Annotated in this window: 23 protein-coding genes and 2 pseudogenes; 22 read left to right on the top strand and 3 right to left on the bottom strand. The window is 37.9% G+C overall.

Annotation, left to right across the window (positions count from 1 at the left end; all coding sequences use genetic code 11):
- Positions 1-4: 4 nt before the first annotated feature.
- The 3 genes from SRT_RS08725 to SRT_RS08715 all read left to right on the top strand — a co-directional run bounded on the left by SRT_RS08725 (position 5) and on the right by SRT_RS08715 (position 3,206).
- Entirely contained in the window at positions 5-946 is a 942-nt protein-coding gene (locus tag SRT_RS08725) for a hypothetical protein (RefSeq protein ID WP_128833803.1), read from the top strand.
- A 117-nt stretch (positions 947-1,063) separates the two neighbouring features.
- A complete protein-coding gene (gene dapD, locus SRT_RS08720; protein ID WP_128833802.1) occupies positions 1,064-1,762 on the top strand; it encodes a 2,3,4,5-tetrahydropyridine-2,6-dicarboxylate N-acetyltransferase in 699 nt (232 codons plus the stop codon).
- Between the two features lie 313 nt (positions 1,763-2,075).
- On the top strand, positions 2,076-3,206 hold the full coding sequence (locus SRT_RS08715; RefSeq protein WP_128833801.1) for an N-acetyldiaminopimelate deacetylase: 1,131 nt from the start codon (positions 2,076-2,078) through the stop codon (positions 3,204-3,206).
- Between the two features lie 540 nt (positions 3,207-3,746).
- On the opposite strand, the gene SRT_RS08710 is transcribed toward SRT_RS08715, so the two are convergent.
- Positions 3,747-4,034, bottom strand: coding sequence for a hypothetical protein (locus tag SRT_RS08710; protein ID WP_002281438.1), 288 nt, complete (start codon positions 4,032-4,034; stop codon positions 3,747-3,749).
- A 596-nt stretch (positions 4,035-4,630) separates the two neighbouring features.
- On the opposite strand from SRT_RS08710, the gene SRT_RS08705 reads away from it, so the two are divergent.
- Both SRT_RS08705 and SRT_RS08700 read left to right on the top strand, forming a co-directional pair.
- Complete coding sequence (locus SRT_RS08705) at positions 4,631-5,167, top strand: 5-formyltetrahydrofolate cyclo-ligase (protein ID WP_128833800.1); 537 nt, start codon at positions 4,631-4,633, stop codon at positions 5,165-5,167.
- The gene (locus tag SRT_RS08700) at positions 5,154-5,825 is read left to right on the top strand and encodes a rhomboid family intramembrane serine protease (protein WP_128833799.1); all 672 of its coding nucleotides are present in this window, start codon (positions 5,154-5,156) and stop codon (positions 5,823-5,825) included. The genes SRT_RS08705 and SRT_RS08700 overlap by 14 nt, the downstream gene beginning before the upstream one ends.
- 21 nt (positions 5,826-5,846) lie before the next feature.
- Here SRT_RS08700 and galU read toward each other — a convergent pair whose 3' ends face one another.
- Both galU and SRT_RS08690 read right to left on the bottom strand, forming a co-directional pair.
- The gene (gene galU / locus SRT_RS08695) at positions 5,847-6,767 is read right to left on the bottom strand and encodes a UTP--glucose-1-phosphate uridylyltransferase GalU (protein ID WP_128833798.1); all 921 of its coding nucleotides are present in this window, start codon (positions 6,765-6,767) and stop codon (positions 5,847-5,849) included.
- A 1-nt stretch (position 6,768) separates the two neighbouring features.
- Positions 6,769-7,845 (bottom strand): NAD(P)H-dependent glycerol-3-phosphate dehydrogenase, encoded by a 1,077-nt coding sequence (locus SRT_RS08690; protein ID WP_223213940.1) that lies wholly within the window; start codon positions 7,843-7,845, stop codon positions 6,769-6,771.
- A gap of 261 nt (positions 7,846-8,106) precedes the next feature.
- On the opposite strand from SRT_RS08690, the gene SRT_RS08685 reads away from it, so the two are divergent.
- From SRT_RS08685 to SRT_RS08605, 17 genes and pseudogenes are all read left to right on the top strand, one after another.
- The gene (locus SRT_RS08685; RefSeq protein ID WP_161940050.1) at positions 8,107-8,550 is read left to right on the top strand and encodes a dUTP diphosphatase; all 444 of its coding nucleotides are present in this window, start codon (positions 8,107-8,109) and stop codon (positions 8,548-8,550) included.
- 9 nt (positions 8,551-8,559) lie between these two features.
- On the top strand, positions 8,560-9,030 hold the full coding sequence (locus SRT_RS08680) for a cysteine hydrolase family protein (RefSeq protein WP_128833796.1): 471 nt from the start codon (positions 8,560-8,562) through the stop codon (positions 9,028-9,030).
- Positions 8,988-10,388 carry a DNA repair protein RadA gene (gene radA, locus SRT_RS08675; protein WP_128833795.1) on the top strand — a complete coding sequence of 467 codons (1,401 nt, stop codon included), beginning with the start codon at positions 8,988-8,990 and terminating at the stop codon, positions 10,386-10,388. The genes SRT_RS08680 and radA overlap by 43 nt, the downstream gene beginning before the upstream one ends.
- 89 nt (positions 10,389-10,477) lie before the next feature.
- Complete coding sequence (locus SRT_RS08670; protein ID WP_161940049.1) at positions 10,478-10,972, top strand: beta-class carbonic anhydrase; 495 nt, start codon at positions 10,478-10,480, stop codon at positions 10,970-10,972.
- 189 nt (positions 10,973-11,161) lie between these two features.
- Positions 11,162-11,875 (top strand): TIGR00266 family protein, encoded by a 714-nt coding sequence (locus SRT_RS08665; protein ID WP_128833793.1) that lies wholly within the window; start codon positions 11,162-11,164, stop codon positions 11,873-11,875.
- Between the two features lie 288 nt (positions 11,876-12,163).
- Positions 12,164-13,621 carry a glutamate--tRNA ligase gene (gene gltX, locus SRT_RS08660; protein ID WP_128833792.1) on the top strand — a complete coding sequence of 486 codons (1,458 nt, stop codon included), beginning with the start codon at positions 12,164-12,166 and terminating at the stop codon, positions 13,619-13,621.
- A gap of 114 nt (positions 13,622-13,735) precedes the next feature.
- A complete protein-coding gene (locus SRT_RS08655; RefSeq protein ID WP_128833791.1) occupies positions 13,736-14,260 on the top strand; it encodes a transcription repressor NadR in 525 nt (174 codons plus the stop codon).
- Positions 14,261-14,326: 66 nt separating this feature from the next.
- Positions 14,327-14,865: pseudogene (locus tag SRT_RS08650) on the top strand (hypothetical protein).
- 149 nt (positions 14,866-15,014) lie between these two features.
- On the top strand, positions 15,015-16,250 hold the full coding sequence (locus SRT_RS08645; RefSeq protein WP_128833790.1) for a YybS family protein: 1,236 nt from the start codon (positions 15,015-15,017) through the stop codon (positions 16,248-16,250).
- Positions 16,251-16,443: 193 nt separating this feature from the next.
- Complete coding sequence (locus SRT_RS08640) at positions 16,444-17,634, top strand: argininosuccinate synthase (RefSeq protein WP_128833789.1); 1,191 nt, start codon at positions 16,444-16,446, stop codon at positions 17,632-17,634.
- Between the two features lie 342 nt (positions 17,635-17,976).
- Positions 17,977-19,359, top strand: coding sequence for an argininosuccinate lyase (gene argH / locus SRT_RS08635; RefSeq protein WP_128833788.1), 1,383 nt, complete (start codon positions 17,977-17,979; stop codon positions 19,357-19,359).
- Positions 19,360-19,453: 94 nt separating this feature from the next.
- Positions 19,454-19,813 carry a ribonuclease P protein component gene (gene rnpA / locus SRT_RS08630; RefSeq protein WP_128833787.1) on the top strand — a complete coding sequence of 120 codons (360 nt, stop codon included), beginning with the start codon at positions 19,454-19,456 and terminating at the stop codon, positions 19,811-19,813.
- A complete protein-coding gene (yidC1, locus tag SRT_RS08625; protein WP_128833786.1) occupies positions 19,797-20,612 on the top strand; it encodes a membrane protein insertase YidC1 in 816 nt (271 codons plus the stop codon). Before rnpA ends, yidC1 begins: the two co-directional genes overlap by 17 nt.
- Positions 20,613-20,624: 12 nt before the next feature.
- Positions 20,625-21,584, top strand: a complete 960-nt coding sequence (gene jag, locus SRT_RS08620) for an RNA-binding cell elongation regulator Jag/EloR (RefSeq protein WP_128833785.1) — start codon at positions 20,625-20,627, stop codon at positions 21,582-21,584.
- Positions 21,585-21,754: 170 nt separating this feature from the next.
- Positions 21,755-22,356 (top strand): annotated as a pseudogene (locus tag SRT_RS08615) (DUF998 domain-containing protein).
- 221 nt (positions 22,357-22,577) lie between these two features.
- Positions 22,578-22,712 carry a 50S ribosomal protein L34 gene (gene rpmH, locus SRT_RS08610; RefSeq protein WP_002262507.1) on the top strand — a complete coding sequence of 45 codons (135 nt, stop codon included), beginning with the start codon at positions 22,578-22,580 and terminating at the stop codon, positions 22,710-22,712.
- A gap of 299 nt (positions 22,713-23,011) precedes the next feature.
- On the top strand, positions 23,012-23,788 hold the full coding sequence (locus SRT_RS08605) for a TatD family hydrolase (RefSeq protein ID WP_128833784.1): 777 nt from the start codon (positions 23,012-23,014) through the stop codon (positions 23,786-23,788).
- The last annotated feature ends 69 nt before the right edge of the window (positions 23,789-23,857 follow it).

The raw sequence follows: 23,857 nt of genomic DNA, 5'->3' as shown, positions 1-23,857 counted from the left end.
AGAAATGAGGTCACAGAAAGAAGAAAGAAAAGTTTTGCTGATTTTAGCTTTGGTTTTTGGAGTGATAGTATTGGCTACATCTTGGATGCCTTTTATCAATAATGCTTCAGGAGTATTAGCATTGGTTGCTTTCCTTTTAGGGATTATTGCTTTAATTGTAAATCGTAAAAATAAAAAAATGTTAACGTTAATTTCGGTAGCAATTTCTGTCATTTCTTTTGTTATCGTTTTGATATCGCAACCTATTTACGGTGCGGTTTTAAATGATGCTAGTGACTCCTATAAAGGTTCTACTGCTAAGGTAAGCAGCTCTAAAAAGAAAAAACTCACGAATCTCGAAACTTTAAATGCTTTGGCTAAAAAATCAAAATCTACAAATGAGCTTTATGTTACTGATAAAATTAAAGTCGGACAAGATGGTGATGTTATGCCTGGAATTTATGATTTGCAAATTACGGGGGGCAGCGGAAATATAACAGGAGAGCGTTCATCAACTTTTTCCGGTCTATACATTAATTGGCTAGGCTCTTCTCTGGATAGCGGTAACATTGAATACCCATCGACAATTAGAGTTGTTCTTTTTGAAGGCGATACTCTGGAATTTACTGATATCTCAAAGGTAAAATTTACAGCTGTTTCAAGTACTGTGAAAAACAATAATAAATTAGGAATTGGTAACTATGTAGTTGGACGTGATATTGAACCGGGGACCTATAAGTTAGACACTAATGCGACAATGGACCCTGAATTTGAAAATCTAGGGTGGGAAATTTCCATATATAATATAGATACAGATAATTCCAAAGAGCAGAATTATAATCCCGGTAACACAGATGTTGTTGTGAAACTTAAAGAAGGTGAGATTATTACGACTAACTTTTATAATACTCAGTATGATGCTTCTGGTGACACAGCTAAATTGATTTTTACTGAAGTTAAGCAGTAAGAATAAAAAAATATGACCTTGTGTAGCTGCTAGAGGTCATTTTTTCTTTCCCTCTAGCCAAACCACAATTTTTTGCTATAATAATAACTAACGACTTTTGAATGGGAGAATACATATATGACTGCACAAAAAATGTCTGCGCAAGAGATCATTGCTTTCATCGGCAATTCTGAAAAGAAGACTAATGTCAAAGTGACTTTTGAAGGAGCCTTAGCTGCGGCTCTTCCTGAAAATGTGGTGAAACTGGGCAATGTCCTCTTTGGTGACTGGAAGGACATTGAGCCGCTTTTAGCTAATTTGACAGAAAATAAAGACTATGTGGTAGAGCAAGATGGGCGTAATTCTGCTGTGCCCTTGCTAGATAAACGCAACATCAATGCTCGTATTGAGCCGGGTGCCATCATTCGTGACCAAGTGACCATTGAAGATAATGCTGTGGTCATGATGGGGGCTATTATCAATATCGGTGCTGAAATTGGTGAAGGAACCATGATTGATATGGGAGCTATCCTTGGTGGTCGTGCAACTGTTGGTAAGAACAGCCACATCGGTGCAGGTGCAGTACTTGCTGGTGTCATTGAGCCCGCTTCTGCAGAACCCGTTCGTATTGGAGACAATGTTCTGGTTGGTGCCAATGCGGTTATTATTGAAGGGGTTCAAGTGGGCAATGGTTCGGTTGTTGCAGCAGGGGCTATTGTGACTCAAGATGTCCCTGACAATGTCGTGGTAGCTGGTGTGCCTGCGCGTGTTATCAAAGAAATTGATGAAAAAACGCAGCAAAAGACAGCTTTAGAAGATGCTCTTCGTAACCTCTAAGCGTTAAGACAGGCTTTGTCGCAGCTCTGCCAAGGGACTAAATTTTTCATAGTTGGATGGCTTAGGAAATTTAGTCAACTAAGACTAGTGCGTCCATTTACTCTGAGACTTTGCTATTTTCGGATTGCCTAAGATCAGTTATACCTGTACCTTGGTTCTTAGTTTCAAAGCAAATATTCTGACTTAATACTGTTTTAACAGCTCTGCTGCGAGCGTAGCGATCATAAACGATGTGTCATACCACGGCGTGATACATCAAAAAAGTATCTAAAAGCTTGAGTAAGACTCAAGCTTTTACAAAGGGAAAATTCAAATGACTTTAGATTTAATCAAAATTCGTCGTGATTTGCACCAAATTCCAGAGATTGGTCTGGAAGAATTTAAAACGCAAACTTATCTCTTGAAACGTATTGCTGAAATCACCAATGGGAAAGACTTTGTTGAGCAGAAGACTTGGCGTACAGGGATTTTAGTCTTTTTAAAAGGTTCTCATCCTCAAAAAACAATCGGTTGGCGTACCGATATTGATGCGCTTCCTGTCGTTGAAGAAACAGGACTTGCTTTTGCCAGTCAGCATGAAGGGCGTATGCATGCCTGCGGTCATGATATGCATATGACCATTGCTCTTGGCTTACTTGATAGAATGGTACAAGTACAGCCTAAAAATAATTTACTCTTTCTTTTTCAGCCGGCAGAAGAAAATGAAGCAGGTGGTATGCTCATGTATGAAGATGGCGCCTTTGGTAATTGGCAGCCTGACGAATTCTATGGTTTGCATGTCCGCCCAGATTTTAAAGTTGGTGATATTGCAACGAATACATCTACCTTATTTGCTGGGACTTGTGAAGTTTTCATCACTTTCAAAGGTAAAGGCGGTCATGCTGCTTTTCCTCATAATGCCAATGATGCCCTTGTAGCTGCTTCTTACTTTATTACACAAGTTCAAACTATTGTCAGTCGTAATGTTGATCCCATTGAGGGCGGAGTTGTGACCTTTGGTTCTATGCATGCTGGGACAACCAATAATGTTATTGCTGAAACAGCTACCTTACATGGAACCATCCGCACCCTGACTCAGGACATGAGTCTTTTGATTCAAAAGCGGGTGCGGGAAATGGCTCGAGGAATTGCAACTTCTTTTGGTTTAGAAGTAGATGTTACACTCAAACAAGGTGGCTATTTGCCAGTTGAAAATGATTCTCAATTGGCTAAACAATTGATGACTTATTTTGAAAATGCGTCTGCTGTCAATTTGATAGACTGTTTACCGGCTATGACTGGTGAAGATTTTGGCTATCTGCTCAATAAAATCCCCGGTGTTATGTTCTGGCTGGGGGTTGACACACCTTATGCACTTCATCATCCTAAGATGAGTCCCAAGGAAGAAGCGCTGTCATTTGCAGTTGATAATATCAGTGGCTTCTTGAAGACTAGAACGAATTAAAAAGAGCCTGAAGAAAAGTTTAAAATAGAAAAGACTTAAGACAAACCTATTTTTTATAATAAAAAATTTTTAAGCTCTGCAAATTTCAATTTTAATTTTCTTATTTGCGAGCGAAGCGAGCTCTAAACGAGATTTTCCGCCGTGATAAAAGTGCCTGAAACTTTAAAGTTTCAGGCACTCGGAAGATTTGAGACCTTAGGCTCAATTTCTAACTGAACACGAGCTACGGACGGCTGCAAAAAGATAAACATACCCTAGACGCAAGCGTCGTCGGCTAGTTTCCTATTTTGCTCTTGTTCGCTTAACGCCCTTTGTATCTTGGTTTAGGTTGAGCCATAGGAAAACGAAAGTTTCCTCATCGCTACCGTCCGTATCATCCAAGGAAAGTCTCAAAAGAAGACTTTTTCTACATTCTCAGACTTAAAAGACCAAGTTATTAATAACTTGGTCTTAAGTCTTTTCTATTGTTTCTAGTCACTTAATTTTGACTAGAAACAGAGTTTTTGCTTTTGTTAAAAAACTAGAAAAATTTTTACACACTTAGCCTGCTTGTGAACAAGCATCTGCAGAACCATATGCTAATAAACCTCCAGCAGCACCACCAATTAGGGTAGCTCCAGCAATAGCAGCTCCTGCTCCCCAGCCAATTGGCCCACCAAGGGCAGCCACTGTACCAGCTGTTGCAAGGCCTGCTGTTAGACCTCCGCCAAGTGCACCACCTTCTGAAGCTGCTAAACAGCGTCCATAATCTTTGTACTCCCCACCATGAATTGTCGTAAGTTTTTTCGCATCCAAGTTTTCAAATTGTTCAAATGCTAAAGTATTCATTATAGCCTCCATTAAAAAATTTTTATATCCCTTAAATTAAGAAGTATTACTTAATTAGTTAGATACATTTTTTATTTTAAAAGATTTTAAATGAAATTCAAGAGGAGAAGTGCATTGTCGGAGAAGGTTAATTACTCTGTAAACAATTTGATAATTTTCTTGAATTTCATATATTTAAATTGATTTTTTATTTCAATGATAATTCTTATTTTCGATGGCTTATCGGCAATGAATATTATAAAACTTTTTAATTCACAGAGGCCTCTTGAAAATTATCTCTAGAATTTCTTTTTAAAAGGAAAAAGGGAAGGGCATCCAATTTTCATTGAATGCCCAGGAGATTTATGAAAAAGGGGAAATAAAATAGGGAAGTTTATCTCCCCAACCACTTGGGGAAGTGGTTGTTTTAGGATGATTAAAGTATATATGAGAAACCTTAAAGAAACCTTAAAGTAAAATATTTATTTTATTAGAATAAGAACCCTTTTGTTACAAGCTTTTTTAATGTTTTATGGCTTTTTGGCTGCTTATTTCCTTAAAAATTCTTTTTGTGTTTAAGCATAGGAAAAAAATCTTAATCGTGTTATGATAGTAACATGATGAAAAAGGACTATCGTACTCAAGTCATTGAAGATTTGAAAAAACAAGATAAAGCCAAAAAAGTGCTCAGAGATGAGCAACTTTTGGAGGAACTTATTCAATTAGAGGCTTATCAAAAAGCACATGTTATTGCAACTTATTTAGCGTTTGCATTTGAATTTGATACATCCTTATTGATTAAGCAAGCTCAAAGAGATAATAAAGGCATAGTTGTTCCTAAAACCTATCCTCAAGGAAAAATGATTTTTGTTGCCTATGATGAAGCAGATTTACAAATTACTAAATTTGGCCTCAAGGAACCAAGGAGTGAGCAAGCTCTTGAAAAATCAGCTATTGATCTCATCCATGTTCCGGGGCTTGCCTTTAACAATAAAGGCTACCGTATAGGTTTTGGTGCGGGATATTATGATCAATACTTGGCAGATTTTCAGGGTGATACAGTCAGCACAATTTATTCTTTTCAACAGTTCACTTTTGAGCCTAGTTCTTTTGACATTCCAGTAAAGGAGGTGTTGGTCAGTGGAGACCTTTAAAAAATATCCTGCAACTTCTTTTTTAGTCTTGCTAACGACTCTTGTTTTTTTAACAATGCAAGTTGTTTATTTTGGACAAGCGAATACCACCTTAGCTGTTTTTAATTTTGGTGGGATGTATGGTGACTTGGTTATTCACAATCCCAATCAGCTTTGGCGTTTGGTCACTCCAATTTTTGTTCATATCGGCTGGGAACATTTCTTATTTAATAGTTTAGCACTTTATTTTGTCGGTCAATTGGCAGAAAATATTTGGGGCTCGTGGCGATTTCTTCTCCTGTACCTTTTGTCAGGGATTATGGGGAATCTTTTTACGCTTTATTTGACTCCAAATGTAGTTGCAGCAGGTGCTTCAACTTCTTTGTTTGGGCTTTTTGCGGCGATTGTTGTCCTAGGTTATTTTGGGCATAACCCATATTTAAAACAGCTGGGACGCAGCTATCAAGCTTTAATTGTGGTTAATCTTATTTTTAATCTTTTTATGCCTGATATTAGTATTGCAGGGCATCTAGGAGGGATTATTGGTGGGATTTGCTCTGCTTTTATATTGCCTAGTTTTGCTGAAGGAAAGCTTTTCTCTCTTAGGCAACGCTTGCCCATTTTAATTTTGTATTTAGGCCTTGCTTTTGGGATCCTTTATCTAGCCTTTAATAAATAGTTGCCATAATAAAAACTCGGTTTAATCCGAGTTTTTTTGAGTCGATTTTTGGTCTAATTTTTTACCAAGTTCAATAATATAAGCTTTTAAATCTTCTTTAACTTGTGGATGTTTAAGTGCATAATCAATTGAAGTCTTCATGAAACCAAATTTATCACCAACATCATAACGTTTTCCTTTAAATTCACGTGCAAAAACACGTTGTGTTTTATTAAGAGTATCAATGGCATCTGTTAATTGAACTTCATTGCCAGCACCGGGTTCTTGTGTTTCAAGAATCGTAAAAATTTCCGGAGTCAATAAGTAACGACCAATGATAGCTAGATTGCTAGGCGCTTCTTTAGGAGCAGGTTTTTCAACAAAAGTATCAACACTGTAAAGGCCACTAACTCCTTCTCCTTGAGGAGCAATTACACCGTAGGCAGAAACATCTTCATGTGGAACCTCCATGACTGCAATTGTTGAGGCATGCGTTTCTTCGTAATCGTTCATAAGTTGACGTGTCAAAGGAACAGCCTTGTCATCTGTAATATCCATCAAATCATCACCGAGCATAACAACGAAAGGTTCATTACCTACAAAGGCTTTAGCCTGAAGAACAGCATCACCTAACCCGCGTGGATGGCTTTGACGGATAAAATGGAGATTAATTGCAGTAGTATCATTAACGAGCTTAAGTAAATCTGTTTTGCCTTTTTGTTCAAGATTGTACTCAAGTTCAAAATTTGAATCAAAATGATCTTCAATAGAACGTTTTGATTTACCTGTAACCACTAGGATGTCTTCAATTCCTGATTTTAAAGCTTCTTCAACGATAAATTGAATGGTTGGCTTATCAACAATTGGCAGCATTTCTTTGGCAAGAGCCTTGGTAGCAGGAAGAAAACGTGTTCCTAAACCTGCCGCAGGGATGACAGCTTTTCTGACTTTTTTACTTGGCATATTATTTACTCCATTCATTTTCCGCTCTAAACTCATTTGACATCATAGAAGTGATAGCTTCTTTAATATTTTTGCCTTCATAAATTGACTGATAAATAGCACAGGTAATTGGCATATAGACGTTGAGTTCTCGAGAAAGTTCGTAGGCGACCTTTGTTGTGGAAATTCCTTCAATAACCATTCCCATATTTCTTTCAATGTCTTCCAATTTTTCTCCGCGCCCCAGAGCATCTCCAGCCCGCCAGTTACGTGAATAGATAGAAGTTCCAGTAACAATCAAATCTCCGACACCAGACAGACCGCTGTAAGTAAGTGGATCAGCTCCAAGCTTGACGCCTAAACGTGTAATTTCGGCTAGACCCCGTGTGATAACAGCTGCTTTAGCATTATCACCATATCCCATTCCATGGAGCGCTCCTGCTCCAACAGCAATGATATTTTTCAGGGCACCAGCAGTTTCCACACCAATAACATCAGGATTGGTGTAAAGACGAAAATAGTTGTTGCTAAAGAGCTTTTGAACGTACTTGGCGGCTTCTAAATCTTTGGAAGCCGCTGTAATCAGGGTAATATCGCGCACGATGGTTTCCTCAGCATGGCTGGGTCCGGAAACAACAACGATGTCGCTGCGAAGCCGGCTTGGAATTTCTTCTTCAAGAATGACAGATAAGCGTTCGTGAGTGCCCGGTTCCAAGCCTTTAGAAGCGTGCATAACAACCGTTTTGTGATCAAGAATTTCTGCAACTTGCTTGGCCACCAAGCGTGTTACTTTAGTTGGAACAACAAAAAGGACAGCATCAATATCCTTGAGAGCATCCTCTAAATCGTGATAAGCTTTAATTTTTTCATCTAGGACGACATCCTTAAAATAACGCTTGTTGGTATGTTGTTCATTAATTTCATCAAGCTGTTCAGGAATATTTCCCCAGATACGTACTTCATGACCATTGTCGTTAAGAACTTGGGATAAGGCGGTTCCCCAAGAACCAGGACCTAATACGGCAATTTTTGTCTGATCATTTTTTTCTCCTGTTTGTTTATAAAAAGTTAATTTTATTATATCATAAAGGTAATTCATTGTCTGAAATTAATTAATAGAGGCGTCTTATTTTGAGAGATTGAGCCACTCTGTCTTGTCAGTAAAAAATCTAATTGAGAATTCTAATTTCTTTAATTATAAAGACAAAAAGCAAAAATGAACTTTTTGCTTTTGCTTTACGAATAATTTATAATAGAGAGGAAATGAACGGTTTTAGCTTAATTGGTTACGTTGCTGATACAATAGAACATTGTTCCAGAAAGATTTTTTAGATAAATTAAATGATAAAGGGAGCAAGTGATGAAAACACGTGGTTTTGAATTAATTACTGATTATACTGATGAAAATCTTTTGCCAAAGCGAGAGACAGCTCATGCAGCTGGTTATGATCTGAAAGTGGCAGAGCGGACGGAAATTCCTGCTGGATCTATTGTTCTTGTCCCAACAGGTGTCAAAGCTTATATGCAGGCTGGTGAAGTTCTCTATCTTTTTGATCGTTCGTCCAATCCTCGTAAAAAAGGCTTAGTATTGATTAATTCAGTTGGGGTTATTGATGGTGATTATTACAATAACCCTAATAATGAAGGTCATATTTTTGCTCAGATGAAAAATATGACAGACCAAACAGTTGTGCTTGAAGCTGGAGAACGTGTGGTTCAAGGTGTTTTTATGCCTTTTCTGTTAATAGATGGTGATAAAGCGACTGGCACACGTACAGGCGGTTTTGGATCAACTGGAGGATAAGGAAAGAAAATGGCAGACTATTTATTAGTTATAGATATGCAGTCAGACTACATTGCTGCGGGAAAAGCTTATGATAATGAAGCGCTGACTGCGGCTGTTAATGACAAAATTGCCAGCTATTCAAGAGACCATGTGATTTATATAGTCAATCGTTTTTTCTGGGAATTAACAAGGAAACCAAAGAATTTTGCGATTGGCCTTTCCTTGGTGTCTGATAAAGTCTTTGAAAAGCGTCAAGCATCTTGCTTTACGAACCAAAACTTAACAAGCTTTTTGGAGGAAAGCGGTGCAGAGAGTTTAGAATTTATTGGTGTTGATGGTAATGGCTGCGTCAATGCTTCAGTTCTAGCGGCGGTGCGTGAGGGCTATCAAGTGTCAGTTGATTTATCCTATCTTGGCGTTATCAATAAGAAAAAATTTCAAAAAACACTGCAACAATGGCAGATTGCTGGAATAGTAACGAAAGGAGAATTACCATAGCTAAGAAAAAAACAACTTTTGTCTGTCAAGAGTGCGGCTACAATTCGCCCAAGTATCTGGGACGTTGTCCTAATTGCTCGTCTTGGTCTTCTTTTGTTGAAGAGGTTGAAGTTGCTGAGGTCAAAAATGCCCGCGTTTCGCTGACAGGCGAGAAGACACGGCCAGTCAAGTTAAATCAGGTCACCTCCAGCCAAGTCACTAGAGTCAAGACCAATATGGAAGAATTCAACCGTGTTTTGGGCGGTGGTGTTGTACCAGGCAGTCTAGTTCTTATCGGCGGCGATCCCGGCATTGGGAAATCGACCCTACTTTTGCAAGTTTCAACGCAGTTAGCCAATAAAGGAACTGTTCTTTATGTTTCTGGTGAAGAATCAGCAGAGCAGATCAAGTTGCGTAGCGAGCGTCTCGGTGATATTGACAATGAGTTTTATCTCTATGCTGAAACTAATATGCAAAGCATTCGTGCTGAGATTGAAAAAATTCAGCCTGATTTTTTAATTATTGACTCTATTCAAACAGTGATGAGTCCTGAAATTTCTAGCGTTCAAGGTTCTGTTTCTCAGGTGAGAGAAGTGACAGCAGAATTAATGCAATTAGCTAAAACTAATAACATTGCGATCTTTATTGTTGGACATGTGACTAAAGAAGGAACCTTGGCTGGACCGCGAATGTTAGAACATATGGTGGATACTGTGCTCTACTTTGAAGGCGAGCGGCAGCATACTTTTCGTATCTTACGAGCCGTTAAAAATCGCTTTGGTTCAACCAATGAAATTGGTATTTTTGAAATGAGATCAGGTGGTTTGGTTGAAGTTTTGAATCCCAGCCAAGTCTTTTTAGAAGAGCGTTTAGATGGGGCTACAGGCTCAGCTATAGTTGTTACCATGGAAGGAACACGACCGATTCTAGCGGAGGTACAAGCCTTAGTGACACCGACTGTTTTTGGTAATGCTAAGCGGACAACAACAGGGCTGGATTTTAATCGTGTTAGTTTGATTATGGCGGTTTTGGAGAAGCGCTGCGGCCTTTTGTTGCAAAATCAAGATGCCTATCTCAAATCGGCTGGTGGTGTGCGTTTAGATGAGCCTGCTATTGATTTAGCGGTTGCGGTAGCCATTGCTTCCAGTTATAAGGAAAAGCCAACAAACCCTCAAGAATGTTATATTGGTGAAATTGGTTTAACAGGCGAAATTCGTCGTGTTAATCGTATTGAACAACGTCTCAATGAAGCTAGTAAGCTCGGTTTTACCAAGATTTTTGTGCCCAAAAATTCTCTGTCAGGTTTAACGATTCCACAGGGTATTCAGGTAATTGGTGTGACAACGGTCAGTGAAGTTTTAAAAAAGGTATTTAATTGATTTTAAGTTCTTGATTATGACAAAGTCTTTTAAAAATGGTATGATACAGCTCTAAGCGATTAACTTAAAATTTAGAATGAGGAATGATAATGTCTTATTTTGATAATTTTATAAAGGCAAATCAAGCATATGTTGATTTACATGGGACTGCTCACTTGCCACTTAAGCCCAAAACGCATGTTGCTATTGTTACTTGTATGGATTCCCGTTTACACGTAGCACCTGCTTTGGGGCTGGCTTTAGGAGATGCCCATATTTTACGCAATGCAGGCGGCCGTGTAACAGATGACGTTATTCGTTCTCTGGTTATTTCTGAGCAACAGTTAGGAACAAGTGAAATTGTGGTTTTGCATCATACGGATTGTGGGGCACAGACTTTTACAAATGCTGAGTTTACTGAGCAGTTAAAGCGGAATTTAGCTGTTGATGTCAGAGGTCAGGATTTTCTTCCGTTTACAGATATTGAAGAGAGTGTGCGAGAGGATGTTGCTCTTTTGAAAAATTCTCCTTTGATTCCTGAAGATATTATTATTTCTGGAGCTATTTATGATGTTGATACAGGACGAGTAAGAGAAGTCAAATAGTTTCCTAATCAATTTTTAAGCCAATTTATAATAAATGGTTCATTTCATGGACAAAATTTCATAACTATTATTAACTTAGACTTCATCATAAATCTGTTTTAAACTTTTTATTGACAGAAATCGGGAGAGATTTTGTAATGTGTTTGTACTAAAAAAATAATACAAATATGTACGTAGGAGGGTCTTCATATGCCAGATAATCGCATGAACTACAGTATTGATAGCAATATGCAGTTTCCCTTAGTAGAAATTGCTTTGGAGGCAGGAGAATTTGCTTATATTCAACGCGGCAGCATGGTCTATCACACACCCAGTGTCACTCTCAATACCAAAGTCAATGGACGTGGTTCAGGACTTGGCAAGCTAGTAGGAGCGATTGGTCGTTCTGTAACGTCTGGAGAAAGTTTTTTCATTACTCAGGCAGTATCAAATGCTAGCGATGGTAAATTGGCTTTGGCCCCTTCTATGCCGGGTCAAGTTATTGCTTTAGAATTGGGAGAAAAACAATATCGGCTCAATGATGGTGCTTTTCTTGCCTTAGATGGTTCTGCCCAATATCAAATGAAAGCTCAGAGTGTTGGACGTGCCCTCTTTGGCGGTCAAGGCGGTCTTTTTGTTATGACAACAGAAGGTCAAGGGACCTTGCTTGCTAATAGTTTTGGTTCTATCAAAAAAATAGAATTGCAGAATCAGGAAATCACAATTGACAATGCTCATGTTGTAGCTTGGAGTAGGGATTTGAACTATGACATTCATTTGGAGAATGGCTTTATGCAATCGATCGGAACTGGTGAAGGTATTGTCAATACTTTCCGAGGGACAGGTGAAATTTATGTGCAAAGTCTTAATCTGCAGCAATTTGCTGGCGTCCTACAGAGTTTCTTTACCAATACTAATCGTTAATTGAGGTTTTATAATATAACTCATATGACCATTATGAAGAGTCTATAAAAGTAGAAAAAAATATAGAAAGAATTAACAAAAATCACAAAATTAACTTGAAAAATGCATGTAACTAGAAATTAGGGATATGCATTTTTTCATGCGTACGTCGTGAAGTGAAAGGATTTTTTCGCCCAACCAGCAAGGTTATGCTATAATAGAAATAATTGAATTTTATGAAAAACAGACTAGAAAGGTCTCTTTTAGGCATTTCTAGGATTTGTTATATTGAAATGACAGGAGAATAAAATGACAAACAAAATTCGTGTGCGTTATGCACCAAGTCCAACAGGATTGTTACATATTGGAAATGCACGTACTGCGCTCTTTAATTATCTCTATGCGCGCCATCATGGTGGAGATTTTATTATTCGTATTGAAGATACGGACCGTAAGCGTCATGTTGAGGATGGTGAACGCTCCCAGCTTGAAAATCTGCGTTGGTTGGGAATGGATTGGGATGAAAGTCCTGAAACGCATGAGAATTACCGTCAATCAGAACGTTTAGCACTTTATAACAAATACATTGATCAACTTTTGGCTGAAGGAAAAGCCTATAAATCTTATGTAACGGAAGAAGAATTGGCTGCAGAACGTGAGCGTCAAGAAGCAGCTGGTGAAACACCTCGCTATATCAATGAATTTCTCGGCATGTCAGCAGATGAAAAGGCTGCCTACATCGCAGAACGGCAAGCAGCTGGTATTGTGCCAACGGTTCGTTTGAAAGTCAATGAAGCTGGTATTTATAAATGGCATGATATGGTTAAAGGTGACATTGAATTTGAAGGCGGCAATATTGGTGGTGACTGGGTTATCCAGAAGAAAGACGGTTACCCAACCTATAATTTCGCTGTTGTCATTGATGATCATGACATGCAGATTTCTCATGTTATTCGCGGTGATGATCATATTGCCAATACACCAAAACAACTTATGGTTTACGAAGCACTTGGCTGGGAAGCGCCAGAATTTGCTCACATGACTCTTATCATCAACTCGGAAACGGGAAAGAAACTATCCAAACGTGATACCAATACCCTGCAATTTATCGAAGATTATCGTCAGAAGGGTTATCTGCCAGAAGCTGTTTTCAATTTCATCGCTCTTCTTGGTTGGAATCCTGGTGGGGAAAACGAAATTTTTTCACGTCAAGAATTGATTGAACTCTTTGATGAAAATCGCCTTAGCAAGTCACCAGCCGCCTTTGACCAGAAGAAATTGGACTGGATGAATAATGAATACATCAAAAATGCCGATTTTGATACGATTTTTGCCTTGGCAAAACCTTATTTAGAATCAGCTGGTCGTTTGACAGACAAGGCTAAAAAATTGGTTGAGCTCTATCAACCACAGATGAAATCTATTGATGAAATTGTGCCTTTAACGGATCTTTTCTTTGAAGAGTTTCCAGAATTGACAGAAGAGGAAAAAGAATTCATGACTGGTGAAACAGTGCCAATTGTTCTCCAAACTTTCAAGGCAAAATTGGAAGCCATGTCAGATGAAGATTTCAAATCGGAAAATATTTTTCCACAAATTAAAGCCGTTCAAAAAGAAACGGGCATCAAGGGAAAGAATCTTTTCATGCCAATTCGTATTGCCGTTTCAGGTGAAATGCATGGGCCAGAATTACCAGATACAATCTTTTTACTAGGTAAGGAAAAATCCATTCAGCATCTTGAAGATATGCTTGAAAAATTGAAATAACAAGAGGGGAAGATGGGGCTATAACTGTAAGCTCTTGTCTCAACTTTTTCAACCTTCATTTGGATAAGTCAAAGTTATTTTGATTTAGGTAACTAATAAGTGAGGTGTACAGATATGAAAGCAAAGGAACGTCGTCAGGCTATTTTAGAAAGATTAGAAAAGGCACAAGTTCCAATTTCAGCTGGGTATTTGGCTGAGGAATTGGGAGTTAGTCGTCAGATTATTGTGGGGGATATTGCTCTATTACGAGCTGAAAATCATGATATTATGGCCACTCATCGAGGTTATCTTTTAGCTGAGCACCTGCAAGTACCAAAATCCTTCTACCGTGGTAAGCTTGTCTGTAAGCATGGGCTTAAGGAAGTCCGCTTAGAATTGGAGACCATTGTCAAAAACGGTGGTAAAATCTTAGATGTTGAAGTGGAGCACCCGATTTATGGTATGATTACTGCTCCTTTAAATATTGAGAGTCAAGATGAAATCAATTATTTCATGGATAAGCTCTCTTGTTATAAAGGCAGCTTATTAAGCAGTTTGACAGATGGGATTCATTTACACACGCTTTCTTGTCGTGATAAAGAAACTTTTGAGAAAATCACTGAAGCGCTTGATCAGGAGCATATCATCTTTAATAATTAAATGGGTATCTTGACAGATGTAAACGACAGATATAAACTAGATTTATCACTGATAAGGAGATTTCTTATGTCTAGTTCTGGTTCATCTGTCAGACGTAAACGTATCCAAAATTTGACATTATCAGCTGTTTTAACAGCTTTTAGCATTTTAATTCCGATGATTATGCCTGTTAAGGTGATTATTGGTCCGGCTTCCTTTACTTTAGCTAGTCATGTTCCTATTTTCATCGCTATGTTTCTTTCACCTGAAGTTGCTGTTATTGTTGCTTTGGGGACAAGTCTGGGCTTTTTTATAGCTGGTTTTCCTTTTGTTATTGTCATGCGTGCTTTGACCCATCTCATTTTTTCAGCTATTGGTGCTTATCTCATTCAAAAATACCCTAGCTTCTTAAAGAATTTAAAAAACTCTTTTCCTCTTGCCTTTGGACTCAATATTATTCATGGTCTGGGAGAATTTCTCGTTGTTTTACTATTGACAACTACTCGACTTCCTACTGGTTTACGTTGATTGTTTTAATTGGACTAGGTTCCATGATTCATGGGATGATAGATTTCTATTTAGCCTTTTATTGTTGGAAATTTTTGAAGAAAACCGGAAGCGTTTAAAGTCTATTTATAGAGAGAGTCAAGCAGATACTTAAGGATTGTTGCTTTGAGACTCTCTTTTCTTTTGCTTTAGGATAAGAGAAGGCATTGAAAAAAACGCTTGATTATAGTACTATAATTACAATAAAGTAAAAAATGAAGGAGATGTTATGACAGAAGATATCAATAACGAAAATGTTCCAGAGGAAAATACCCCTAAAAATCCAACTGAGAGCAATTCAGTGTCAGAGGAGCAAACTGAGCAAGCAACAGATGCCAATCCAACAGCTGCGCCAGTTCTAGAGCAGGCTGTTGAAGGAGAGAACGCCAATCAAGAAATTTCTCAGCAAGCGCCAGTGCCTCCAACGGAGCCAGTTGCTCCTCAAGGACAGCAAACAGCTTTTGAACAACAAGTTGCTTCACCATTTACCAATCCAGTTAATCCAACTGTACCAACTGTAGCAGCTCGCAAGGAACTTATTGTTCTTCCAATTATTTCTTTCGTTGTTTCAGTTATTACACTTATTTTAGCTTGGTTTGCCCCACTGCCAATTATCTATGTTATTATTGCCTTTCTTGGGCTTATCTATGCAATTGTGGGCTTAATTGTTAACATTCAACGTAAGAAAGTCTTATCAATTATTGCTCTAGTTTTGGCTTCTCTTGTTTTCTTAGTCAGCGGGCTTGCTGTTTTTGTTCGTCAGGCCCAAAATAATCCGGATCCGACAGAACAAACAGAATCAAAGAAATCTGATGAAAAAGATGATACCGATGTTGACGATGATGATTCAGAAGACAGTACAGATGTTAAGGATTATATTGCAGATAGTTCGGATTTTAAATTTAAATGGACAAAGTCTAAATTTACTGACTTAAAATTTTCTAGCTATTCTAGTAAAAATGGGGATAGCCTAAAATCAATTATTAAAAAGTTTGGTAAGGGATCTAATGCGTCTATTTCTGGTGAAAGTTTAAATTTGGAATACAGGAAAAGCGGTGACGACGATGAACGAGAAAGTGTGCGTCTCACTTTTAGAAAGCAATATAATGGTAAATTTATTCTTTCGGATGGTTATGCTTATTTTACTTCTAAAAATATCAAGACTGTTTCTGAAAAGTCTTATAAGTCTGACTGGACACAAGCAGATGTTGATGCCTTAACAGTTGGTGATTCTAGTACTGGAAAGGGTGGGGTTAATTTAAATGAAGTTCTTAAAAAGCATGGCAATCCAACTGAAGCTAGAGAATCAATTTCAAATTATGGTGATGGCTTTAAGACAAGCTTGAAAATTCTTTACAATTCTTATGATTCTAATGACAGTTCTAAGTTAGGTTATGTCTCCTTAGAATTTGCACAGCAATCTAATGATGATTATCTATTAACATATAAATATCCGAAGAAATAATTCATTTTTAAGCAATAATAAAAACTGCTATTTTTACTAACAAGTAAGAATAGCTTTTTTGATTTAAGGAACTCTTATTAAAAAATACATAAAAACAAATAAATTCAAAAATATACTTGACTTTTGAATAATTATGCAATATAATAACCTTATCCTTTGAATAATTATTAAAAATAGAAAAGAGTTATTTAATATGTCAAAAGAGAAAATTATTTTAGCTTATTCAGGCGGACTTGATACGTCAGTTGCCATTACGTGGTTAAAAAAAGATTATGATGTTGTTGCTGTTTGCATGGATGTTGGTGAAGGCAAAGATCTTGAGTTTATTCATGATAAAGCGCTGAAAGTTGGGGCAATTGAATCTTATGTCTTGGATATTAAAGATGAATTTGCTGAAGAATATGTCCTTCCTGCTCTGCAAGCTCATGCTTATTATGAGCAAAAATATCCATTAGTATCAGCCCTTAGCCGTCCAGTGATTTCTAAGAAATTGGTTGAACTTGCTCATAAGACAGGAGCAACCACCATTGCTCATGGCTGCACCGGTAAGGGAAATGATCAAGTTCGGTTTGAAGTAGCTATTGCAGCGCTTGATCCAAAATTAAAAGTCATTGCACCTGTTCGGGAATGGAAATGGTCACGGGAAGAAGAGATTAATTATGCCAAAGAAAATGGCGTACCGGTTCCGGCTGATCTGGATAATCCTTATTCTGTTGATCAAAATCTTTGGGGACGTGCCAATGAATGCGGTGTCCTTGAAAATCCTTGGAACCAAGCTCCAGAAGAGGCTTTTGGTATCACCAATTCGGTTGAAAAAGCTCCAGATAAAGCAGAATATGTTGATATTACATTTAAAGAAGGCAAACCTGTTGCTCTTGATGGACAGGAAATGAAGTTGGCTGATCTTATTCAAAAGCTTAATGTTCTTGCTGGTAAGCATGGTGTTGGTCGAATTGATCATGTTGAAAATCGTTTGGTTGGTATTAAATCACGTGAAATTTACGAATGTCCCGGAGCAGTTACTCTTTTAGCAGCTCATAAGGAAATTGAGGATCTAACCTTAGTGCGTGAGGTGTCACACTTCAAGCCGATTCTTGAAAATGAATTGTCAAATCTTATCTACAATGCTCTTTGGTTCAATCCAGCAACGCAAGCTATTCTTGCTTATATTACGGAAACACAAAAAGCAGTTAATGGAACAGCTAAAGTGAAATTGTACAAAGGCTCTGCAAGGGTTGTTGCTAGAAAGTCACCTCATTCACTTTATGATGAAAATTTAGCAACCTATACATCAGCTGACAGTTTTGATCAAGATGCAGCCATTGGTTTCATTAAACTTTGGGGATTACCAACGCAAGTTAACTCGCAGGTAAACAACAAATAAGGTTAGATAAGAGAGAACTGTTTGCTGGAAAAGATTCAAGGTTGTTAATAGAGATAGCAAGTAATTGACTTTTGCAATGTCAGAACCCATGGGGATTCTACATTAAAAATTTAAAAGAAAAGCTTATCAGATAATCACAGTCAGAGAGCTGGATCTGATACTCTTTTCTAATAAAAAAACCTGACACGGCATTCCTGTGAGGATGCTTCAGGCTCAGAAAAAATTTCTGAGAGACTTGCTCTTTTTGTGAGGAGCTTAAATAAGTCTGAGACGAGGGTCCCAGACTTATTGTTATATTAAGGAAATTGGATTTAAACTTTTAGCATTAGAAAAGAGAACGTTATGACAACAAAAAATCACAAATTATGGGGCGGCAGATTTGAAGCTGGTTTAGCACAATGGGTTGAGGAATTTGGAGCTTCCATTTCCTTTGATCAAAAATTGGCAGAATTTGATCTCAAAGGTTCTATTGCTCATGCTAGCATGTTAGGAAAAAAAGGAATTATTTCCCCAGAAGATGCCGCAACAATCAAAGCAGGTTTAGAAGACTTATTAGCAGAATATAAAGCTGGACAATTGAAATTTGATGTTTCTAATGAAGATATTCATATGAATATGGAAAGTCTTCTGACTGCTAAAATTGGTCCTGTAGCAGGCAAGCTTCATACGGCTCGTTCGAGAAATGATCAGGTAGCGACAGATATGCATCTTTACTTGAAGGCTAAGTTGGATGAGGTGATTGAAAAGTTAGCTAATTTGCGTGCTATCTTAGTTGATTTGGCAGATAAGCATGTTCATACTATTATGCCGGGCTACACCCATTTACAGCATGCTCAGCCTATTTCTTTTGGTCATCATCTTATGGCTTATTACAACATGTTTACCCGAGACAGTGAACGTTTTGTTTTTAATCTTAAGCATACGGACTTGTCTCCGCTGGGAGCAGCTGCTTTGGCAGGTACAACCTTTCCAATTGACCGTGAGATGACAGCACAGCTTATGGGATTTGCCGAACCTTACAGCAATTCACTAGATGCAGTATCTGATCGTGATTTTATCTTGGAATTTTTGGCAAATGCTTCTATTCTTATGATGCATATGAGCCGTATGTGTGAAGAAATCATTAGTTGGTGCTCTCATGAGTATCAATTTGTAACGCTTTCAGATACGTTTTCAACTGGTTCATCCATTATGCCGCAAAAGAAAAATCCTGATATGGCAGAGCTCATTCGGGGAAAGTCAGGACGTGTCTATGCTAATCTTTTTGGATTATTGACTGTGATGAAATCCTTGCCGCTAGCTTACAATAAAGACTTGCAAGAGGATAAAGAAGGTATGTTTGATACTGCTGAAACGATTACAGTTGCTCTTGACATCTTGACTGGCATGCTTTCCAGTATGACAGTCAATGCTACACATATGGCTGAATCAACCGAAAAAGATTTTTCTAATGCAACAGAATTAGCTGATTATTTAGCTAGTAAGGGACTGCCCTTCCGTCAGGCTCATGAAATTGTCGGTCAGCTGGTTCTGGAGTGCACCAAGAAAGGTATCTATCTTCAAGATGTGCCATTGACACGTTACCAAGAAATCTCAAACTTGATTGGCCAAGATATTTATGAAACGCTCAAATCACATACGGCCGTTGAGCGGCGTCGTTCTCTTGGCGGAACTGGTTTTGAACAGGTTAAATGGCAGATTGCAGAGGCTAAAAAAGCACTTTAATTTTAGCAAAATTGAGAAGTCAAAAATAATGAGATTTTTGGCTTTTTCTCATTTTATGATATAATAGTGATAATTTAGATATTGGAGTCATGTTTTGAAAAAAGCCTATCGCGTTAAAAGTGATAAAGATTTTCAGGCAATTTTTACTAAAGGACGAAGTGTTGCCAATCGGAAATTTGTTGTCTATAGTTTAAAAAAAGATCAAAGTCACTATCGTGTTGGACTTTCAGTTGGGAAAAGATTAGGAAATGCTGTCGTTAGAAATACGATTAAACGAAAATTGCGCCATGTCCTTATGGAACTTGATCCTTATTTAGGCACTCAAGATTTTGTTGTTATTGCTAGAAAAGGTGTTGAGGAACTTGATTATAGCACGATGAAAAAAAATCTGGTTCATGTTTTAAAACTGGCTAAACTGTATCAGGAAGGATCTATTCGTGAAAAAGAAATATAGAATTATTGGATTAGCTGTTGCAGCACTTTTGTTTTTATCGGCTTGTGGCCGTAGTCAAGTTACCAGTCATTCAAGCGATGCTTGGGAGAAGTTTGTTTATTTCTTTGCAGAAACCATCCGCTTTTTATCCATCAATGGCAGGATTGGTATCGGAATTATTCTTTTTACCCTTTTTATCAGAACCATTCTTTTACCGCTGTTTAACTTGCAATTGAAATCTGGACAAAAAATGCAGGAGCTTCAGCCTGAGCTGAAAGCTTTACAGGCTAAATATCCGGGTAAAGACAGGGAAAGTCGTATGCGTATGGCTGAGGAAAGTCAGGGGCTTTACAAAAAATATGGTGTTAATCCCTATGCCAGCTTTTTACCTCTTCTTATTCAGATGCCCGTTCTTTGGGCCCTCTATCAAGCTCTTACTCGAGTTGAATTTTTAAAAACAGGGTCTTTTCTTTGGATGGATATTGGCGACAAAGATCCTTACTTTATCTTACCTGCCTTAGCAGCTATTTTTACTTTCTTATCTTCTTGGTTGACTAATAAGGCTGCCAAGGAACGAAATGGCATGATGGTAACGATGAACTTTATCTTACCAATCTTTATCTTGCTTATTGGCTTTAATTTAGCCAGCGGGGTCGCCCTTTACTGGGTAGTCTCAAATGCTTATCAGGTCTTCCAGATTCTGTTGTTAAATAATCCTTTTAAAATTATTGCAGAACGCCAGCGTCTTGAAGATGAAGCACGTGAATTGGAAGCTAAGAAAAGACGTGCTAAAAAGAAAGCACGTAAAAAGAGAAAATAAGGAGAACAAATCATGGTATTATTCACAGGAAAAACTGTTGAAGAAGCTATTGAAAGTGGTTTGAAACAAATGGGTATTTCTCGTATGAAGGCTCATATTAGAGTAATTTCGCGGGAGAAAAAGGGCTTTCTGGGTTTTGGCAGAAAATTAGCTCGAGTCGAAATTGAAGGAATCAATGAAAAGACAGCCCATAAGGCTGATCAAAAGGCAGTACGTGGTGTACCGGACAGCATCAATAAGCAAAATGCTCCTGTTTCAAGCAGCGTTGAAGATACAGTGGCTTTAAATCAGCTGTCAAAAACTATTAAAGAATTAGAAAAAGAAGAATTAGATAAAGAGACCAAAGAACAAGCCTTAGAGCATAAGATTTCTGCACAAGAAATGTTAGAGCACAATGCTTTAACAACTAGACCATCGGCAGCCACTGTTTCTAGTGAAACTTTTAATCAAAAAGAAAAGCAAACTTTTGAGGACTTTGTTGCTGATGCCTTTGATGAAGTTGATAATGGTGTAGATATCGCTGTGGCTAGTAAAGAGGTTTCTCAATATGTCCAAAAAATTATTTATGAGATGGATCTAGAAACAAGCATTGAGACGACTCATAATCATCGCCAAATCAATCTTCAAATTGAAACGCCGGAGGCAGGACGTGTTATCGGCTATCATGGCAAGGTTTTAAAATCGTTGCAATTGTTAGCGCAAAACTTCTTGCATGATCATTATTCAAAACATTTTTCCGTCTCTTTAAATGTTCATGATTACATGGAACATCGGACAAAAACACTCATTGATTTTGCACATAAAATTGCTAAACGCGTCTTAGATTCCGGCAAGGCTTATCAGATGGATCCTATGAGTAATAGCGAGCGGAAGGTTGTTCATAAAACAATCACTGGCATTGAAGGAGTTGAGAGTTATTCTGAAGGGAATGATCCCAATCGTTATGTTGTTATTGCGTCAAAAAGCAATTAACGCTTAAATATAAAGAAAGAATTTGAGATAGGCTGCCCTCGCAGTCTTTCTTTATAAAAAATCTTTTTTGATTGTAGTTACCTGCTATACCTAATTTCTGATTTTTTTACTAACAAATGAATAATAAGTTAAGACCTACTTGTCAAAGTCAATGATTGAAGGAAGTTCTTATGCTGCCCACTATTTTTAGCATTTTAGCCATCTTATGCCTTGTTCTGTACTTTTATTGCATGGTAATCTTGCACCTGAAAAATAAAGGCGTCTATCATCCCATGACTCATGCGGTTAGTGATTATGGTATCGGACAGAATAAATCTTACTTTCAACTGGCAGGTTTAGCTAATACCCTTAGAAATCTTTTTTTGATTTTATCACTGATCTTTTGGAAGTATTCTTTTCTTTTAAAAAGGAAGCTATTTTATTGCTCATTTTGGCTATCATTGGTTATGTAGGAGTAGCGCTGTTCCCGACAGATACTGAAGGCAGCAAACGAACAGTCAAAGGGATTATTCATTTACTTTTTGCTATTTTACAATTTACAGCCTTGGCAATATTTATTTTTAATGTTACAGATGTTCTTAAACCTTTGAATACTACTTTATTTTTGATAGCATCTTATATCAAATTAGTTGTGGAAGTAGGACTGTATGGTTTGGTCATTGCTTTACTCTTACCCTTTGTTAAAAAATATTTTGGCTTTTTTGAACGTCTTTTCCTCTATTCAAGTAACCTTTATATCTTCTTGCTTTGTGTTATGATGATTAGATATTGAATAGTTCAATTTCACAAACTTGCTTGATATTATTCAATAGGAAAACTGTTCTGGCAAATGAGCATGGTATTTTCGGCTTTTTCAAAAACTGAGACACATACCAAGGAAAAATAAACCTTGACACTGCCCTTTCTTTATTATAAAATAATCTAGTATGTTTAGTAACTGATCACATAATAGCCGGCTAAACGAATACGAAAATCTATGAGGAGGTATTCAAAGTGAAACGTACTTTTCAACCAAGTAAAATCCGTCGTCAACGTAAACATGGATTTCGTCACCGTATGTCAACGAAAAATGGTCGTCGCGTCTTAGCTGCGCGTCGTCGTAAGGGACGTAAAGTCTTGTCAGCCTAATAGAAAGAACTTTTTTCTGTGTTAATGATAGGAGAGTTATCTACCCAAATCTATGGTGCATCTCATGATCTATTTTCATTGGAATAAGTTTTCAAAGTTTGACAAAATAAAGCAGAACCAGCAGGAACTCGAGCCTGTTGGCTTTTTATATATCTATGTCTCTCTTTAAGGTGTAAGGCTGATGTATAAGAGTGGACAGACAGCCATTATTTTTCAGTTTCAAAAAGGGTCTGTACTGAAACCAGCTCCATTATCTCACTCAGTAAACCATTTTATTTAGCGTATGTTATAATGATAGTATGATACAAATTTTTGATACACACACCCATCTTAATGTGGATAATTTTATAGGAAAAGAAGCGCAAGAAATTATCCTTGCGCATGATCTTGGCGTAACCAAGATGAATATTGTTGGTTTCGACCAAACAACCATTAAGCGTGCTCTTGAATTGGCTGAGCTCTACCCAGAACTCTATGCAACTATCGGTTGGCACCCGACAGAGGCTGGTTCCTATACGCAGGAAGTGGAGGATATGATTGTCAGCCACCTGCATGATCCTAAAGTGGTTGCCCTCGGCGAGATTGGCCTAGATTACCACTGGATGGAAGATCCTAAAGAAGTGCAGATTGAGGTTTTCAAGCGTCAGATTCAGTTATCCAAAGACCATGATCTGCCTTTTGTTGTTCACACCCGCGATGCTTTAGATGATACTTATGAGGTTATCAAAGAGTTGGGAGTTGGTCCGCGTGCTGGCATTATGCATTCTTATTCAGGCTCTTTGGAAATGGCTGAGCGTTTCATGGATTTGGGTATGATGATTTCATTTTCTGGCGTGGTCACTTTCAAGAAAGCTTTAGATGTGCAGGATGCAGCACAGCATTTACCTTTAGATAAGATTCTAGTGGAGACAGATGCACCTTATTTAGCTCCTGTGCCCAAACGCGGTCGTGAAAATCATACTGCTTACACTCGCTATGTTGTAGACAAAATCGCAGAGCTTCGCGGTCTCACAACCGAAGAAGTTGCCCAAGCCACTTACGACAATGCCATGCGAGTATTTGGATTGAAAGACTAGAGCGAGGTGAGCCCTCAAAGAACAAGGATACTGTGGTGAAAATCGTTTAGTGGAGCACCAGCGACCGAA

The sequence above is a fragment of the Streptococcus troglodytae genome (genome assembly GCF_002355215.1).
In the GTDB taxonomy this organism is placed as follows: domain Bacteria; phylum Bacillota; class Bacilli; order Lactobacillales; family Streptococcaceae; genus Streptococcus; species Streptococcus troglodytae.
This window is presented reverse-complemented; position numbering and strand designations above follow the sequence as displayed.

Bases quoted from the DNA above. Each gene is read 5' to 3' on its own strand.
- SRT_RS08605 (WP_128833784.1), top strand. From the start codon at position 23,012: ATGATACAAATTTTTGATACACACACCCATCTTAATGTGGATAATTTT.
- gltX (WP_128833792.1), top strand. From the start codon at position 12,164: ATGACAAACAAAATTCGTGTGCGTTATGCACCAAGTCCAACAGGATTG.
- dapD (WP_128833802.1), top strand. From the start codon at position 1,064: ATGACTGCACAAAAAATGTCTGCGCAAGAGATCATTGCTTTCATCGGC.
- SRT_RS08680 (WP_128833796.1), top strand. From the start codon at position 8,560: ATGGCAGACTATTTATTAGTTATAGATATGCAGTCAGACTACATTGCT.
- SRT_RS08710 (WP_002281438.1), bottom strand. From the start codon at position 4,034: ATGAATACTTTAGCATTTGAACAATTTGAAAACTTGGATGCGAAAAAA.
- jag (WP_128833785.1), top strand. From the start codon at position 20,625: ATGGTATTATTCACAGGAAAAACTGTTGAAGAAGCTATTGAAAGTGGT.
- SRT_RS08645 (WP_128833790.1), top strand. From the start codon at position 15,015: ATGACAGAAGATATCAATAACGAAAATGTTCCAGAGGAAAATACCCCT.
- SRT_RS08655 (WP_128833791.1), top strand. From the start codon at position 13,736: ATGAAAGCAAAGGAACGTCGTCAGGCTATTTTAGAAAGATTAGAAAAG.
- SRT_RS08640 (WP_128833789.1), top strand. From the start codon at position 16,444: ATGTCAAAAGAGAAAATTATTTTAGCTTATTCAGGCGGACTTGATACG.
- SRT_RS08690 (WP_223213940.1), bottom strand. From the start codon at position 7,845: ATGAATTACCTTTATGATATAATAAAATTAACTTTTTATAAACAAACA.
- SRT_RS08670 (WP_161940049.1), top strand. From the start codon at position 10,478: ATGTCTTATTTTGATAATTTTATAAAGGCAAATCAAGCATATGTTGAT.
- SRT_RS08685 (WP_161940050.1), top strand. From the start codon at position 8,107: ATGAAAACACGTGGTTTTGAATTAATTACTGATTATACTGATGAAAAT.
- SRT_RS08665 (WP_128833793.1), top strand. From the start codon at position 11,162: ATGCCAGATAATCGCATGAACTACAGTATTGATAGCAATATGCAGTTT.
- argH (WP_128833788.1), top strand. From the start codon at position 17,977: ATGACAACAAAAAATCACAAATTATGGGGCGGCAGATTTGAAGCTGGT.
- SRT_RS08715 (WP_128833801.1), top strand. From the start codon at position 2,076: ATGACTTTAGATTTAATCAAAATTCGTCGTGATTTGCACCAAATTCCA.
- SRT_RS08705 (WP_128833800.1), top strand. From the start codon at position 4,631: ATGATGAAAAAGGACTATCGTACTCAAGTCATTGAAGATTTGAAAAAA.
- galU (WP_128833798.1), bottom strand. From the start codon at position 6,767: ATGCCAAGTAAAAAAGTCAGAAAAGCTGTCATCCCTGCGGCAGGTTTA.
- SRT_RS08725 (WP_128833803.1), top strand. From the start codon at position 5: ATGAGGTCACAGAAAGAAGAAAGAAAAGTTTTGCTGATTTTAGCTTTG.
- radA (WP_128833795.1), top strand. From the start codon at position 8,988: ATGGCAGATTGCTGGAATAGTAACGAAAGGAGAATTACCATAGCTAAG.